The 16,497-nt window shown below is 34.0% G+C and carries 9 protein-coding genes; all 9 read left to right on the plus strand.

All coding sequences use genetic code 11. The features are described 5' to 3' along the window. Window positions 1–143 precede the first annotated feature (143 nt). The 9 genes from ACH2BV_RS10765 (at window position 144) to ACH2BV_RS10805 (ending at window position 16,494) form a co-directional block, all read left to right on the plus strand. Window positions 144–3,266: a SusC/RagA family TonB-linked outer membrane protein gene (locus ACH2BV_RS10765; RefSeq protein WP_395050729.1), complete on the plus strand. Its 3,123-nt coding sequence runs from the start codon at window positions 144–146 to the stop codon at window positions 3,264–3,266. Window positions 3,267–3,277: 11 nt separating this feature from the next. Beyond that, window positions 3,278–4,801, plus strand: coding sequence for a RagB/SusD family nutrient uptake outer membrane protein (locus tag ACH2BV_RS10770; protein ID WP_395050730.1), 1,524 nt, complete (start codon window positions 3,278–3,280; stop codon window positions 4,799–4,801). Between the two features lie 13 nt (window positions 4,802–4,814). Then, window positions 4,815–5,909: a hypothetical protein gene (locus ACH2BV_RS10775; protein WP_395050731.1), complete on the plus strand. Its 1,095-nt coding sequence runs from the start codon at window positions 4,815–4,817 to the stop codon at window positions 5,907–5,909. A gap of 10 nt (window positions 5,910–5,919) precedes the next feature. Next, window positions 5,920–6,330, plus strand: coding sequence for a hypothetical protein (locus ACH2BV_RS10780; RefSeq protein WP_395050732.1), 411 nt, complete (start codon window positions 5,920–5,922; stop codon window positions 6,328–6,330). A gap of 201 nt (window positions 6,331–6,531) precedes the next feature. Beyond that, window positions 6,532–7,629 (plus strand): glycoside hydrolase family 16 protein, encoded by a 1,098-nt coding sequence (locus tag ACH2BV_RS10785; protein ID WP_395050733.1) that lies wholly within the window; start codon window positions 6,532–6,534, stop codon window positions 7,627–7,629. A gap of 268 nt (window positions 7,630–7,897) precedes the next feature. Continuing rightward, window positions 7,898–10,024: a family 16 glycosylhydrolase gene (locus ACH2BV_RS10790; RefSeq protein ID WP_395050734.1), complete on the plus strand. Its 2,127-nt coding sequence runs from the start codon at window positions 7,898–7,900 to the stop codon at window positions 10,022–10,024. A 102-nt stretch (window positions 10,025–10,126) separates the two neighbouring features. Further along, on the plus strand, window positions 10,127–11,689 hold the full coding sequence (locus ACH2BV_RS10795; RefSeq protein ID WP_395050735.1) for a sugar porter family MFS transporter: 1,563 nt from the start codon (window positions 10,127–10,129) through the stop codon (window positions 11,687–11,689). A gap of 17 nt (window positions 11,690–11,706) precedes the next feature. Further along, window positions 11,707–13,044, plus strand: coding sequence for a hypothetical protein (locus ACH2BV_RS10800; protein WP_395050736.1), 1,338 nt, complete (start codon window positions 11,707–11,709; stop codon window positions 13,042–13,044). A 51-nt stretch (window positions 13,045–13,095) separates the two neighbouring features. Next, entirely contained in the window at window positions 13,096–16,494 is a 3,399-nt protein-coding gene (locus ACH2BV_RS10805; RefSeq protein WP_395050737.1) for a hypothetical protein, read from the plus strand. Window positions 16,495–16,497 lie beyond the last annotated feature (3 nt).

Below are 16,497 nucleotides of genomic sequence, written 5' to 3' on the forward strand. Positions count from 1 at the left end.
GCAATTTCTCACTAAACACCTTATTTTTTTAAGTATCATAAATTAAATGCATCTTTTTTTGCTTTGTATGTTTTTTGTTGTGGTTCTTTTTGAAGTTTTATTAGTTAGTTCAGATAAATTTACCATTCACAAAAACATTAATTATGAAGACAAACTATCTATTGATTATTTTTCTGCTTCTATCTACTTTTGGTTTTGCCCAGAGTTATGATATTAGCGGTGTTGTTAAAGAAATGGGTTCCGGGTTACCTATACCTGGTGCTAACATTCAAATTAAAAATACCACAAAGGGGTCGGCAACTGATTTTGATGGAAAATTTACCTTAAAGGCAGTTCCATCTGGTTCTATTGTTGTTTTTTCTTATGTAGGATTTGAAAATTTTGAATATAAAGTAACTTCGAATGATTCGAAAATTTCTATTTCACTTAAAGAAGAGTCAAAAGTTTTACAAGAAGTTGTTGTTGTAGGATATGGTACTCAAAAGAAAAGTGTAAATACTGGTGCTATTTCCAGTGTTAAAGCAAAAGATCTCGAAAAAATTCCTAACGGACGTATAGAGCAAACCTTGCAAGGAAGAGTTTCTGGGGTTATTGTTTCAGCACAATCAGGCCAGCCAGGTGCTGCCTCTACGGTTAGGGTTAGAGGATTAACTACTTTTGATACTTACGGTGGAAACAATCCGCTTTGGGTTGTTGATGGGGTAATTGTAGACTCAGGTGGAATAGGTTATGTAAATCAATCTGATATTGAATCAATTGAGGTACTTAAAGATGCTGCTTCATTAGCCATTTATGGTGCTCGTGCTGCGTCTGGGGTTATCTTAGTAACAACTAAAAAAGGAAAGGAAGGAAAGTTTAGTGTTAGTTATACTGGCTATTCAGGGATTTCTTCTCCTGAAAAAACTTTGCATTTGCTTAATTCAGCTCAATATGGGGCATTAATGAATGAAAAAGCAGGAGCTGCCGGACAAACTCTTCCTTATCCAAACTTAAGTGCTTTAGGAGTTGGTACAGATTGGCAAAAAGAAATTTTTAGCTATGATGCCTTGAAAACCAATCACGAATTTAGTTTAAGTGGTGGTAATGATGTCTCTACGTTTTTTGCTTCTTTTGGAATTCAAGATCAAGAAGGAATAGTTTCTAAAGAAATTTCAAATTTTGGTAAAAAGAATATTCGTTTGAATTCAACTCATAAATTATCTAAATATATCACTATTGGCCAAACATTTGGATATACACATCAAAAAGGTGTTGGTCTAGGAAATACTAATAGTGAATATGGTGGGCCTTTAAGTTCAGCGATAAATTTGGATCCTATTACTCCAGTTGTTGAAATGGACCCTATTAAGGCTAATAATGGTATATATGCTAACCCTAATAATCTAGTTTTCAGAGATGCAAATGGTAATCCTTACGGGATTTCACCAGTGGTAATTCAAGAAATGACTAATCCGGTTGCTTATTTAAACACGAGATTAGGCAACTATAATTGGTCTGATGATTTTATTGGTAACGCTTTTCTTGAAATTACGCCAATTAAAGATTTAAAATTCAGATCAACTGTTGGTTTAAAGAGGGCTTTTTGGGGTGACGAATCATTCACACCTAAATTCTTTTTGAGTAATAATGTTAATACTTCCCAAAATTCTTTGAATAGAAGTACCAACGAAACTTTTGGCTGGAATAATGAAAATACTCTTTCCTACACAAAAAACATTGGAGACCATAACTTTACTTTATTGTTGGGACAAGGGTATTATGTAGATAATAATTCTAGTGGTACTTTTGTGTCTTACCAAAATTTACCCGTTAATAATTATCAAGATGCCTCTTTCAACTTTTTTATTCCTAAAGACAAAATAACAGGAGGGGCGTACACATCACAAGGACATAGACTTTCATCTTTATTCACTCGTTTAAATTATAATTACAAAGAAAAATATTTGTTTACTGGTATTTACCGTAAGGACGGTTCTTCTAGATTTGGATCAAATAACAAATTTGGTGTTTTCCCTTCCTTTTCTTTAGGATGGGTAGTTACAAAAGAAGGTTTTTGGAAAGAAAATGATGTAGTAAACACCTTAAAAATTAGAGGGGGTTATGGAATAACAGGTAATGATGCAATTGGAGATAATGGATTCTTGGCGCTTATAGGTGGAGGAAGAAACTATACTTTCGGGACGAGTGGTTTAACAATCTCTTCAGGAAATAGCCCGGATGCCCCTGCGAATAAAGATTTAAAATGGGAACAAACATCGCAATTGAACATAGGTTTTGATGCAAGATTATTTAATGATTTTACATTAACTATGGAATATTACGATAAAAAAACTACTGGAATTTTGCAACGCGTAGAATTGCCAGGATATGTTGGATCAACAGGAAGTCCTTTAGGAAACGTTGCCGATATGAGTAATACTGGTGTTGAAGTTGAACTTGGATACCGTAAAAAATTCGGTGAATTTAATCTTTCAGCCAATGGAAATGTATCGTATTTAAAAAATGAAGTGACTTATTTAGGTCAAGGTAAAAGTTTTATAGGTGGTAATGCAGCATTTCAATCAATGGGAGATGTAACAAGGACAGAAGTAGGTCAGGCTTATAATTCATTTTATGGATTTAAAACTGCCGGAATCTTTCAAACTGTCGACGAGGTTAAAGCCTATGCAAATGCTGATGGTAGTTTAATTCAACCAATTGCAAGGCCAGGTGATTTCCGTTGGACTGACACAAATGGAGATGGAGCAATCACGGATGCAGATAAACAACACTTAGGTAGCCCACTTCCAAAATATACTTTTGGTTTAACCATAAACATTGATTATAAAGGGTTTGACTTTATGGCTTTTGCTCAAGGAGCAACTGGCAATAAAATATTTCAGGGCTTACGTCGTTTAGATATCCCAACTGCAAATTATCAGACAGAAGCTTTAGGTCGTTGGACTGGTCCAGGAACTTCAAATGATTATCCTAGACTTACAAATAATGATACCAATGGAAACTTTGGGAATATGTCTGATTTCTACTTAGAAGATGGTGATTATTTGCGTCTTAAAGTGGTTTCATTTGGATATTCTTTACCAAACGATATGGTTGTAAAGAGTAAACTTAGTAAAGTGAGATTTTTTGTAACTGGTGAAAATTTATTGACTCTTACAAAATACACAGGTTATGATCCAGAAATTGGAGGAAATGTTTTAGGAATAGATAAAGGTTACTATCCGCAAGCCAAAACTTTTATGTTTGGAGTTAATGTTCAATTTTAATATTTAGAATTATGAAAACAATAAAAATTAAGTTTTTATTTATTGCTCTGGCAATAATAATCACAATGGTTTCCTGCGAAAAAGATTTTTTAGAGGTAGCGCCAAAAGGAACTAATCTAGAATCAGGTTATTATAAAAATGAAACCGAAGCTTTTGCAGGACTAGTCGCTGTTTATGATATGATGCGATTAAATTCTGGAGGATTTGACAATATGATTACTATGATGAATGCGGGTTCCGATGACCATTTAGCCGGTGGGGGATCAGAAACTGATGGTGCAGGAATTCAAGGTTTTTCAAATTACACCTTAAGCCCGACTACTATTTCGCCAGATTTTTGGAATATGCATTATCAAGGTATTTTTAGAGCTAATTATTTGCTCACTAAATTACCGGGTATTCCTATGGATGCTAAATTAATTGTAAGATACACTGCTGAAACTAAAGCATTGAGAGCTAATTATTATTTCAATTTAGTTAGAATGTTTAAAAACATTCCTTTAATTACTGTGCCTCTTACTACTCCTGAATTTTATTCAGTTAAACAAGCAGCTCCCGCAGATGTTTATGCTCAAATAGAAAAAGATCTTACTGATGCGATACCTTTTTTACCCGTTACGGTTCCATCAGCTGATGCAGGTCGCCTTACTCAAGGAGCAGCAAGAGCATTACTTGGGAAAGTGTATTTATATGACAAGAAGAATACATTAGCAGCAACAGAATTAGCAGCAGTAAATGGGACTCCAGGAGGGATAAGTCAATATGGTTATAAGTTGTTGGCTAAGTTTAGTGATCTTTGGGTAGTTGATAATAAATTCAATACTGAATCTATTATTGAAGTAGCTCATACTTCCGTATCTAGTGCGAGCTGGGCAAACCATCCTATTACTTCTTATGGTGATGCCGCAGAAGGAAATGTAGCCAATGTAATGTGTGGCCCTAGATCTTACACTAAAATTGCTGCTTCTGCTCCTGATATTCCATCTGGATGGAGTTTTAATGTAATTACACAAGTATTCTATGATGTAATTAAAGCAGATCCTAGATTTGCTTCAACGGTTTTAGATTTGAAAGCTATGAGTGCTGCTAATCAAGCAAGTTATATTGCGGGTTATCAAGATACAGGTTATTTTCTTAATAAATTTATTCCAAGAAAAGCCGATGTAACAACAGGTACTGGAGATGCGGTTTTAAATTACCACCAAAACTCTTACGTTATTCGTTTAGCGGATACTTATTTGATGGAAGCAGAAGCATTAGGAGGAACTGGAGAAAGGGCACAAGCTTTACTTGACGCAGTTAGAGCCAGAGTTGGATTAGCAAGCACACCTGTTTCACTTGCTGCTATTAAAGCAGAACGCAGATTAGAATTAGCTGGTGAAGGACACCGTTTCTTTGATTTAGTGAGATGGGGGGATGCAGCAACTGTATTAGCAAGTAGAGGTTTTAAACCAAATAAAAATGAAGTTTTTCCAATTCCTTACAAAGAATTGCAAAACACGTTGTTAGTACAAAATCCTGGATATAGTAATTAATAATAACAATAATATGAAAAATATAAAATTAATATTCAGCTTTGTATTGCTACTGGCTGTTACAATAAGTTGCAGTATTCCTGATGGAATTGATCAAGACACTTCTTTTTTAAGTTCTGCAGCTTCTGCAAACGTTTCCAAAGTTTTTAATATCTGTACTGATAATTCAGGAATAGTTAGAATTTCGCCAACAGGAGAAGGAGTAACGTCTTCTAAGGTTATTTTTGGTCACGGAATTGGTAAAGACGCATCTGCTATAGTTAACCCTGGTTCAAGTGCCTCACACACTTACCCCGAAGGTTCTTATACTGTAACTATCATTTACACTGATATTGCAGGAAACCAAACAACTTCAACTTATCCGTTGGTTGTAACTTTCAGAGCTCCAGAAAATGTCGTTATTAAAACTTCTGGGGAAATGAAAGTAAGTGTAAGTGCATTATATGCTAAATCATTTATAGTGTATTATGGAGATGTAGCTAACGAAGTAGGTACTCCATTGGATCTTGGTAAAACATTGCCGGCTCATACTTATCCTGCTCCTGGAAGCAGTCCTTTTGTTTTGAAAGTAGTAGCATTAAGTGGTGGAGCTGCAACAACTACTGTAAATAAAACATTATATGATTTGCCTATTGACTTTGAAACTCCAGATGTGGATATATTTGCCCCTTTTGGTAGTCCAATTTCACTATTTGCAACCGTTAACAATCCTAATGCAACAGGTCTTAATACTAGTGCAAAAGTAGGCATGTTTACTAAAGGAGGAACAACCAGCGGAACGCTTAGCGCATTTAATATTCCAATAAATTTTGCTTATGGAAAAAAAATAAAAGTTATGGTTTACAATCCTACTCCAGCAAATATTGGTAAAAATATAACCTTGTTATTACAAGCCCCTGTTGTTGCTGGACAACCGGCAGCGGGTGTTGCAATAAAAAAGGTGCCAATTACTACTTCTGGAGCTTGGGAAGAAATTGTTTTCGATTATGGAACTATTTCTGCTATTCCGGCTGGAGCTAAATTCGGACAACTAGTAATGCGTTTTAATGATACCCAAGCTGGAGCACAAGAGGTTTTTTACGTAGATAATTTCGTACAAAATAATTAAAATAATATATATGAAAACAAATATAAAATACAATTTTGGCATATTCTTCTTGCTACTTTTTGTTGTTGCAGGTTGTTCTGAAGACAACTATTCTTTCGGGGATTTAATAGCTCCTAATAATATTGTTATCAATGCGGTTATCGTCGGTAAAGATGCCACGCATCCTGATGGTGATGGTTCCGGTAAAGTGAATTTTTCAATCACGGGGAATAATATTCTTGAAGCTTCAATTGATTATGATGACACAAATAATTTTGATCCTGTTATTCTGTCTAATGTTAATTCAGCTTCAACCACTTACATTAACAATACTGATCCCAAAATTTCAGGTGTATTTAAGTATAAAGTTACAGTAGTTGCTTCAGGAGTAGGAGGTACTTCGACTAGTGTCACTAAAGATATATCAGTATATATAAATTAATACTCAAAACACAACAGCTATTGTTGTTATGAATTTGACAATCAATTTCTTCAAAAGCTATGTTTAAGAGTAATAGTATTCAAACAAGAAAGGCTAGTTATTAAAACTATAACCAGCAACTTAATTTTTTAAAACAAGACCCAGAACTTAATTTTGGTTCTGGGTCTATTAATTTTTTTATAAATTTAAAATAACATTCAAATGATACAAAATACTTTGGTTTCTAAATTAAATAACTGGCGAGTATATACATTTATTAGCAGTATAATACTATGCGCTTTAGTTATGGTCTCTTGTACCTCTGATAGTAGTGGAGGCGGAACATACGGAACGACCCCATCTAATGTTGTGGTTACAGCGCAAATTGTTGGCACAAGTACACAATTCCCAAACGGTGACGGCAATGGAACTGTGATTTTTAATATAAGCGCAGCAGATGCGACTTCATATAAAATATCTCTTGGGGAAGGTGAGGTTCAGGATGTGACTAGTGGGCTTTATACTTATAAATATAAGACATCGGGGACAAATACCTTTAAAATTTATGTTTCAGCATATAACGGACCTAATTTTGCTAGTACATCTGTAACACTAACATTATATGTCGCTCCTGCTGGAATTTGGGCAGATGAATTTAATACAGATGGTGCGCCCGATGGAGCAAAATGGGGTTATGATATAGGTGCTGGCGGTTGGGGAAATAATGAAGCCCAATTTTATACTAGTAGACCTGAAAATGTAATTGTACAAGGCGGTTATTTAAAAATTATTTCCAAAAAAGAAAACTATCTAGGAAGTAGTTACACCTCTGCTAGACTTTTAACTAAAGGTAAATTTTCTTTCAAATACGGTAGAGTAGAAATGCGTGCAAAATTGCCATCTGGTGGAGGAACTTGGCCAGCATTGTGGATGTTGGGAAATAATATTGATACTTCTGTTTGGCCAGCATGCGGAGAAATCGACATGATGGAACATAAAGGTAATGACTTAAATAAAATATATGCCACGCTTCATTATCCAGGCCGTTCAGGTGGAGGTGGTGATTCGTCTAATACAACTCCAAATACTACAGCAACTACTTCATTTCATATTTATTCCATAGACTGGAGAGCAGATGCTATCAAATTTTATGTCGACGGTCAGTTGTTTAAAACTTTTGTAAATTCGGCAAGTTTACCATTTAACCAGAATTTCTTCCTTATTTTCAATTCTGCTATGGGCGGAAACTTTGGAGGAGCTATTGATCCTAATTTTGTTTCTTCAACTTTTGAAATAGACTACGTTAGAGTTTATAATTAATGTTTGTTGTTTTTTTATTATTGCTTCTGTTTTTTATTAAGCAGAAGCAATAATGAAAATTAAAAAATTATTTTTTCAATATTTAATAATCGATTGCGAAATTGATTTTAATATTGAAGTAAACTACACTCAAGCTTTTCATACTATTCGCCGATTTGCATAATCACTTCATTAGAAAGCGGATTATGATGAGCTTATTTTTGGTAAATATCCTAGATCAAAAAAAAAAATAACTAATTACTAATCAAATTAAAACATCCAAATTATTATGAAAAAAAACCACGTACTAAAATGTTTATTTACAACATTAATCTTGCTTTGCTTTAATATTAACGCTCAAGCTCAATGTCCAACACTGGTTTGGTCTGATGAATTCAATGGTACCCAAGTTGATCTTACAAAATGGACTTTCGAAACAGGTACAGGTTGTGACATAAGTTTATGCGGTTGGGGAAATAATGAGTTGCAATATTATCAGTCAAATAATGCAACTATAAGTAATGGTATTTTAAGTATCACTGCAAAAAAGGAGAGGGTTTCAGGAAGTTCTTATACCTCCGCTAGAATGAAATCTTTATTAAAAGGCGATTGGACTTACGGTAGATTTGAAGCTAGGGTAAAATTACCTTCAGGTGCAGGATTATGGCCTGCTTTCTGGATGTTGCCCACTGATAATTTTTATGGTACTTGGCCAGCAAGTGGTGAAATAGATATTATGGAAAGCATTAGTAAAACACCCAACACTGTTCTTGGAACACTACACTATGGAAGTTCAAATACTAATCATCAATATACAAGTACAAATTTCTCGCTAAATTCGGGCACCTTTGCAGACGCATTTCATACTTTCGCAATTGAATGGGAAGCTGGGAAAATCCGTTGGTTTGTCGACGATATTCTATATAAAACGGTTACAACTAGTGATATTTCTCCTAATAGTTGGCCGTTTGACAAAAGATTCTTTTTCATCATGAATTTGGCCGTTGGAGGAAATCTTGGAGGAACAGTGGATACCAGTATATTTCCGCAGTCAATGCAAATAGATTATGTTAGGGTTTATGCATCAAATACGGCTACAATAGGAGGGCCAAGAGAGGTTGTAAATCAGGCAACAAATGTATCATATTCAGTTGCAGATGCACCAAGTGGCAGCACTTTTTCTTGGACCGTGCCTACTGGGGCCACAATTGCTTCTGGTCAAGGAACAAGCACGGTTAAAATCAATTTTGGCAGCACAAGTGGTAATGTAACGGCAAACGTTACTTCAGGTTGCGGAACAACAGTTCTAAATGAATATGTTTATGTTCAACCACCTTATTTTTATGAATTCTCTTTTGCCAATTTTGATGTTAGTGGATACGCTGATTTAACTAGCAGTACAGGGACTCATAGCGTTGTACCTAATCCTTTAGTGTCAGGAGTGAATACATCAGCATTATCGGCTAAATACATTAGAAATTCTCTTGAACAGTATGATATTATTGTTTATAAAACTTCCGGCATAAAAGACGCTTCTAACTACACTTCAAAGACAAAGAAATTTTATATTGATATATATACGGCAGCACCAATTGGAACACAATTAATACTTCAACTTGAAAACAGTGCGGTAGCTACAGCTTCAAATTATCCATCGGGAAGACACAGTCGTTACATAGGAACAACAACCGTTCAAAATCAGTGGCAACGCATTGCCTTTGAATTACTGGATGTTCCAGACGCAACTACTTCTAACACAAGTGTGGATAAAATCATACTGTTATTTGCTTCTAATTCCTTTACTGGGGACACTTATTATTATGATAATTTGAACAGTTATGATGTGAATGCAGGAATTGCACAAGGAAGTGATACACAATCACCAACTGTCCCAGGAAATTTGGCGAGCAATTCTATAGCAGCTACCTATTTTAATTTATCGTGGACTGCATCAATAGATAATGTGGGCGTAACGGGATATAAAGTTTATGTAAATGGTGTTCTAAAAGGAACGACGACACAACTGAATTTTACTGTGACAGGTTTAGCCAAAGGCTCAACAAACACCGTAAATTTATCTGCCATAGATGCCGCCGGAAATGAATCTGTCAAAGCTGTTCTCACTGTTAAAACAAACAGGACAGGGTTAAAAATAGCTTCTACTACCATTGAAAAAGAAGATATTTCAGAAGGCATAGTCGCTTATCCAAATCCAGTAAAAGACATATTGAATTTGAAGTATTTGCCAACGGATTCAGTTGTTGAGGTATATGATATAAATGGAAAATTGATGACACAATGTTTTTTATTGAAAAATGATGGCTCCATTAATTTGTCAGGTTTGTCAACTGGAATTTATACTTTGAAAATTAATTCCAATGGTGCTATTAGTTCATTAAAAGTTTTAAAGAAGTAAATAATATAGCAATTCAAAAAAATTAATAATTAAATTAGAATTTCACAGCTATTCAAAATACCCTTTAAACCATATTAAATATAAACGAAATAGATAAATTATATGCAAACTAAAAAAAGTTCAGTAACGTTAATTGCACTAGTGGTTGCTATGGGTGGATTTCTAATGGGTTTTGATGCGTCTGTTATTTCCGGAGTTATCAAATTTATAGAACCTGAATTTCAGCTTTCGAAAATCGAATTGGGATGGGCGGTAGCTTCTTTATCCTTATCGGCCACTGTGGCGATGATGTTTGCTGGTCCGATAAGTGATAAATATGGTAGAATAGTTGTTTTAAAATATTCAGCATTATTGTATGCGTTTTCTGCTGTTTTATCCGCTTTGGCACCTACCTTTTTTATCTTGGTATTAGCTAGAATGTTAGCTGGAATTGGTGTTGGAATTTCTTTAATAATAGCACCAATGTACATTGCCGAAATAGCACCGGCAGACAAACGGGGGAAAATGGTTTCATTCAATCAGTTGAATATCGTGATTGGACTTTCAGTAGCTTTTTTTACTAATTATCTTATTGTTCATTTAGCAAGTTCTGATGCTGCTTGGGTTGAAAATTTAAGAATAAGAGAATACAACTGGAGATGGATGTTGGGAATTGAATTCATTCCCGCTTTTTTCTATTTTATCTTTTTGTTCTTTGTTCCTCAAAGCCCGAGATGGCTTATAATGAAAGGAAGATTCAGCGAAGCTTTAGACATAATGAAAACCGTTGGCGATGAAAAAGTAGCCGAGAAAGTCGTTGCCGAGATCCAGGAAAGTATTTTATTGGATTCTGCTCCAAAAGAAAAAATTTCCATCAAGGAATTGTTTGTTCCTTCAATGAAATTAGTAATGACTATTGGTATTGGAATCGCAATATTGCAGCAAATTGTTGGTATCAACTGCGTATTTTTCTATGCTCCAATGATTTTTGAACAATCAGGAATTGGTACCGATGCTTCTTTTATCCAAGCTATTTTAGTAGGTCTTATCAATGTGGTGTTTACCATTGTAGCAATGGCTTTAATTGATAAATTAGGAAGAAAACCTTTGTTAGTTGTTGGTGTAAGCGGAATTGCACTGAGTATGTTTGTGTTGGCTTATAGTTTTAATGCTGCAACTTATACTCTAACCGATGCTTCAGTTGACAAGTTACCAGTCGAAATAAATGATGGTCAACTGAATTCTTTAAAAAATAAAACCTTTGAAACGGATACCGAATTTAAAAATGCTGTAGCATCAACCATTGGTACTGCAGTTGCAAATAAATATGAATCAGAACTTATAACAGCTTCTATAAAGATGAATTCAACACTAATCCTATTTTGTATTTTAGGTTTCGTGGCTTCATTTGCTATTTCTTTAGGACCAGTAATGTGGGTGTTGTTTTCGGAACTTTTTCCAAATAGAATACGAGGAATTGCCATTTCTTTTGTCGGATTCATTAATTCGGCGGTAAGCTTTTTAGTTCAACTTGTTTTTCCTTGGGAATTGTCAAGATTAGGAACTACTTTGACTTTTCTGATTTTCGGACTTTTCGCTTTTTTAGGACTCCTATTAATCATAAAATTATTACCCGAAACAAAAGGTAAATCGTTGGAACAATTAGAAGCAATTCTTGTAAAATAAAGGATTGAAAGGTGGATATGATAAATCAATATAGAAGATTCATAAAGCAAAGTGCTTTTCCGTTAATGATGATTTTGTTTTTGTCTAATTGTGCCAATACAAAAGGAAAAAAAATAGCTGACAAGAATAAAAGTAATGTTACAACAGTAATTGCGCAGGGTGACAAAGTAGAAATCGATAAAAATGCAGATGGCTTAAAGCTTAAAGTAAATGGTAAAGATCTAGTTATAAATGGGATGAACTGGGATTATTTTCCCATTGGAAAAAACTACACATATGTTTTGTGGGAGCAACCGGAAAGTATGATTCAAAAAGCATTGGACAATGAGATGCCACTATTAAAAAATATGGGTGTGAATGCGATACGAGTATATTCAGGTATTCCAAAAAAATGGATTGAATACATCTATACAAATTACGGGATCTATACAATGATAAATCACACATTTGGTCGCTACGGTTTAACTTTAAATGGTAAATGGGTATCAAATACCGATTATTCTGATGCATTTGCGAGAGAATTGCTATTAAAAGAACTAAAACAATTAGCTAGAGACTATAAAGACTCCAAGGGGTTATTGTTGTTTTTATTGGGTAATGAAAATAATTATGGTTTGTTTTGGGAGGGTGCAGAAACAGAGGATGTCCCTATAAATGACAGAAAATCTGCTGTTCGTGCGCAGGCGATGTATACGTTATTCAATGAAGCGGCAGTGGCTATGAAAATTATTGACAATTCACATCCAATTGCAATTTGCAATGGAGATGTACTTTTTTTGGATTTAATAGCAAAAGAATGTCCGGATATCGATATATACGGAACTAATGTTTATCGTGGAATTTCATTTGGAGATTTATTTGAAAAAGTGAAAAAAGAGTATGGTAAACCTGTTTTATTAACTGAATTTGGTTCAGATGCTTTTAATGTGCTCACAAATAAAGAAGATCAAAACGCGCAGGCGTCTATTCTTAAAGGGAATTGGAAAGAAATATATGAAAACGCAGCGGGTTTAGGTAAAAGTGAAAATTGTATCGGTGGTTTTACCTTCCAGTTTAGCGATGGTTGGTGGAAATATGGGCAAACAAAAAATTTGGACCTACACGATTCAAATGCATCTTGGGCTAATGGTGGGTATACTTTTGATTTTGAAAAGGGGAAAAATAACATGAATGAAGAATGGTTTGGGATTTGTGAAAAAGGCTCGGCTAATGATAATGGAATGTATCAATTACATCCACGATCAGCATACTACGTTTTAAAAGAAGTCCATCAGATTAATCCTTTTACCAATAGTAAGTCATTGAAAAAACTAAAAAAGAAATTTGATAAAATTAAAATAAAGGATGCTTCTTAAAAGTGAAAAGCATCTTATGATTAAGGAAATAATACATTAATATAGAATAACATGGATATAGTCGAAATACAGGGAGAGAAATATTATAAAATTGCTAATCATGATACCATGCGTCCATTTTTCATGAGCATTGTGAGTGATTCTAATCATTGGATGTTTATTTCGAGTAACGGCGGACTTACCGCTGGCAGAAAAAATGCGGAATTTGCACTTTTTCCATATTACACAGATGATAAAATAACCGAATTTGCTGATATTACAGGTAGTAAATCTATTTTTCAAATTCATTTTGATGAGAACGTATTGCTATGGGAACCTTTTACAGAACGTTTTAATGAAAACTATAATCTTACAAGAAATTTATATAAAAACTTTTACGGTAACAAAATTATATTCGAAGAGATTCATAACGATTTACAACTGACTTTTAGATACCAATGGAGTTCCAGTAATATTTTTGGATTTGTGAAAAAATCTGAAATCATAAATAATTCAAATAAAAATTACAACATTACGGTATTAGATGGCATTCAAAATATTATGCCACATGGTGTAAGTAGTGATTTGCAAATGAGCACCAGTAATCTGGTAGATGCATACAAAAGAAACGAATTGCAAGCAGCAAGTGGTTTAGGTATTTTTGCCCTTAGTGCCATAATAGTTGACAAAGCAGAACCTAGTGAAGCGCTTAAGGCTAATATTGTGTGGTCAATGGGAATGCAAAATTCAACTCATTTGTTATCTTCTAAACAACTTCCAGCTTTTAGAAAACTTCAAAAACTAACAGCCGAAACCGATATTAAAGGGGAAAAAGGAGCGTATTTTATCTCTAATGATTTGTATTTACCTCAAAACACTTCAAAAGATTGGAAAATTATTGCCAATGTAAATCAGACTCAATCGCAAGTTATTCAACTTTGTGAGTCAATAATTCATGATAAAACCATTGAAAACAAACTTATCGAAGATGTTGAATTAGGGAAACAAAATCTTATTTCACTGAATGCTTCTGCTGATGGATTGCAATATACTGCCGACAAATTGATTGATACTCGCCACTTTGCCAATGTTCTTTTTAATATTATGCGAGGAGGAATTTTTGATGAGAATTATCAAATAGGGAAAAAGGATTTTACACAATATTTAGTAAAAGCAAATAGTGAAGTGTTTGAAAAAAATCAAGCATTTGTTAAAGGTTTAAAAGATGAATTCTCTTATATCGATTTACTTCAATTAATCGAAAGTCAAAAAGATGTCGATTTAGTAAGGTTATGTACAGAATATTTACCTCTGAAATTTAGCCGCAGACATGGCGATCCTAGCCGTCCTTGGAATAAATTCTCGATAAATACTCGAAGTGAAGTAGATGATTCTAAAATTCTGGATTACGAAGGAAATTGGAGAGATATATTTCAAAACTGGGAAGCTTTGGCTTTCGCTTATCCCAATTTTATCGAAGGAATGATTTTTAAATTCCTAAATGCTTCTACATTCGACGGATATAATCCCTACAGAGTAACTAAAAGTGGATTTGATTGGGAAGCCATTGAGCCGGATAATCCTTGGTCTTATATTGGATATTGGGGGGATCACCAAATTATTTATTTGTTGAAATTTTTAGAATTTATTGAAAAGTTTTCTCCGGGTAAACTAAACTCTTATTTTGATAAAGAATGTTTTGTATATGCTGCAGTACCCTATACTATTAAATCCTATCAGGATATCTTGAAAAACCCAAAAGATACTATAGAATACAGTCATAGTTGGGAGAAAAAAGTGAATGAAAATCGAGCAAAAATAGGTGCTGACGGTACTTTGATAGAGGATAATAACAATGAAATTTATCATGTAAATTTCATTGAAAAAATATTAGCAACCGTTTTGGCTAAGATGTCAAATTTCATCCCCGAGGGAGGAATATGGATGAACACTCAACGTCCGGAATGGAATGATGCGAATAATGCCTTGGTAGGAAATGGAGTGTCTATGGTTACACTTTGTTATTTGCGTAGATTTTTAAAAACTTTCCAAAGTATATTAGAATCATCCGAATTAGCAACTATCAAAATTTCTGATGAAATGGTAGAATTTTATCATCAAGTTAGAGAATGTTTAGTAGAAAATGAACATTTACTTTCCGGAAAAATTGATAATCAATCCCGTAGAAACATATTAGACCGATTAGGAAAAGCGGCTTCTGATTATCGTTTTCAAGTTTATAATACTGGATTTTCTGGCAAAAAAAGAACTCATTCTATTGCTGGTTTAAAAACATTCACAAAGGCAGGTTTAGCTTTCATTGAACATTCTATTAAAGCCAACCAAAGACCGGATAAATTGTATCAGGCTTATAATTTGATGTCTGTTAAAAATGATGGTGTGGTTATTTCGAATCTAAGCGAAATGCTCGAGGGTCAAGTAGCAGTTTTAAGTTCAGGTTACTTGAATGCCAATGAATCATTAGAAATACTGAATGCATTAAGAAATAGTGCTTTGTATCGTCCCGATCAAAATAGTTATATCTTGTATCCGAATAAAGAATTGCCTAAGTTTTTAGAAAAAAATAATGTTCCAAAAGGAAGTATTGAAAAGTCAACTTTATTAGCAAAATTAATTGCTAATGCTAATTATTCCATTGTAGACAGAGATGTTAAAGGAGGATATCATTTTAATGGAAACTTCCATAATGCCAATGACTTAAAAGGAGCTTTGCGACAACTCAAAAATCAAGAAGAATATCAAGTTTTGGTTGAAAAAGAATCTGAAGAAATACTCCAAATTTTTGAAGATGTTTTTAATCATAAAGCATTTACGGGCAGATCTGGAACATTCTATGGCTATGAAGGATTGGGCTCTATTTATTGGCATATGGTATCAAAGCTGCATTTGGCTGTTCAAGAAGTAATTGAAAAAGCCTATAAAGATAAAGAAGATATTGCGGTTATTCAGGCTTTGTCATTGCATTATGATGAAATAGGTAAAGGTATAGGCGTTCATAAAACGCCAGAAGTTTACGGAGCATTTCCAACTGATCCATACTCACATACCCCTTTGCACAGAGGAGCTCAACAACCTGGAATGACCGGGCAAGTAAAAGAAGATGTCCTTACAAGAAAAGGAGAATTGGGCGTAAAAGTAGAAAGTGGTCAACTGATGTTTCAACCTACTTTGCTAAACAAAAATCAATTTTTACAGCAAGAGGAAACTGTAAGTTTTATAGATTTTGAAAATAAGCCCTATTCAGTAACATTAGAAAAAGGGAGTCTGGCATTTACTATATGTCAAGTACCGATGATTTATAAAATTGCAGATAAGAATCAAATAGAAGTAAAATATAAAAATAATGAGATAGAAACTATTTCAACTTTGATTTTGAGTCGTGAGGTGAGTCAAAAAATATTTGACAGAACAGGAGAGATTATTCAAGTAATGGTGGCTATTACTATTTAGTTT

Origin of the sequence: Flavobacterium sp., from assembly GCF_043780635.1 — a bacterium.
Taxonomy (GTDB): domain Bacteria; phylum Bacteroidota; class Bacteroidia; order Flavobacteriales; family Flavobacteriaceae; genus Flavobacterium.

Coding starts and splice junctions, on each gene's coding strand:
- ACH2BV_RS10765 (WP_395050729.1), top strand. CDS start 144: ATGAAGACAAACTATCTATTGATTATTTTTCTGCTTCTATCTACTTTT.
- ACH2BV_RS10770 (WP_395050730.1), top strand. CDS start 3,278: ATGAAAACAATAAAAATTAAGTTTTTATTTATTGCTCTGGCAATAATA.
- ACH2BV_RS10775 (WP_395050731.1), top strand. CDS start 4,815: ATGAAAAATATAAAATTAATATTCAGCTTTGTATTGCTACTGGCTGTT.
- ACH2BV_RS10780 (WP_395050732.1), top strand. CDS start 5,920: ATGAAAACAAATATAAAATACAATTTTGGCATATTCTTCTTGCTACTT.
- ACH2BV_RS10785 (WP_395050733.1), top strand. CDS start 6,532: ATGATACAAAATACTTTGGTTTCTAAATTAAATAACTGGCGAGTATAT.
- ACH2BV_RS10790 (WP_395050734.1), top strand. CDS start 7,898: ATGAAAAAAAACCACGTACTAAAATGTTTATTTACAACATTAATCTTG.
- ACH2BV_RS10795 (WP_395050735.1), top strand. CDS start 10,127: ATGCAAACTAAAAAAAGTTCAGTAACGTTAATTGCACTAGTGGTTGCT.
- ACH2BV_RS10800 (WP_395050736.1), top strand. CDS start 11,707: ATGATAAATCAATATAGAAGATTCATAAAGCAAAGTGCTTTTCCGTTA.
- ACH2BV_RS10805 (WP_395050737.1), top strand. CDS start 13,096: ATGGATATAGTCGAAATACAGGGAGAGAAATATTATAAAATTGCTAAT.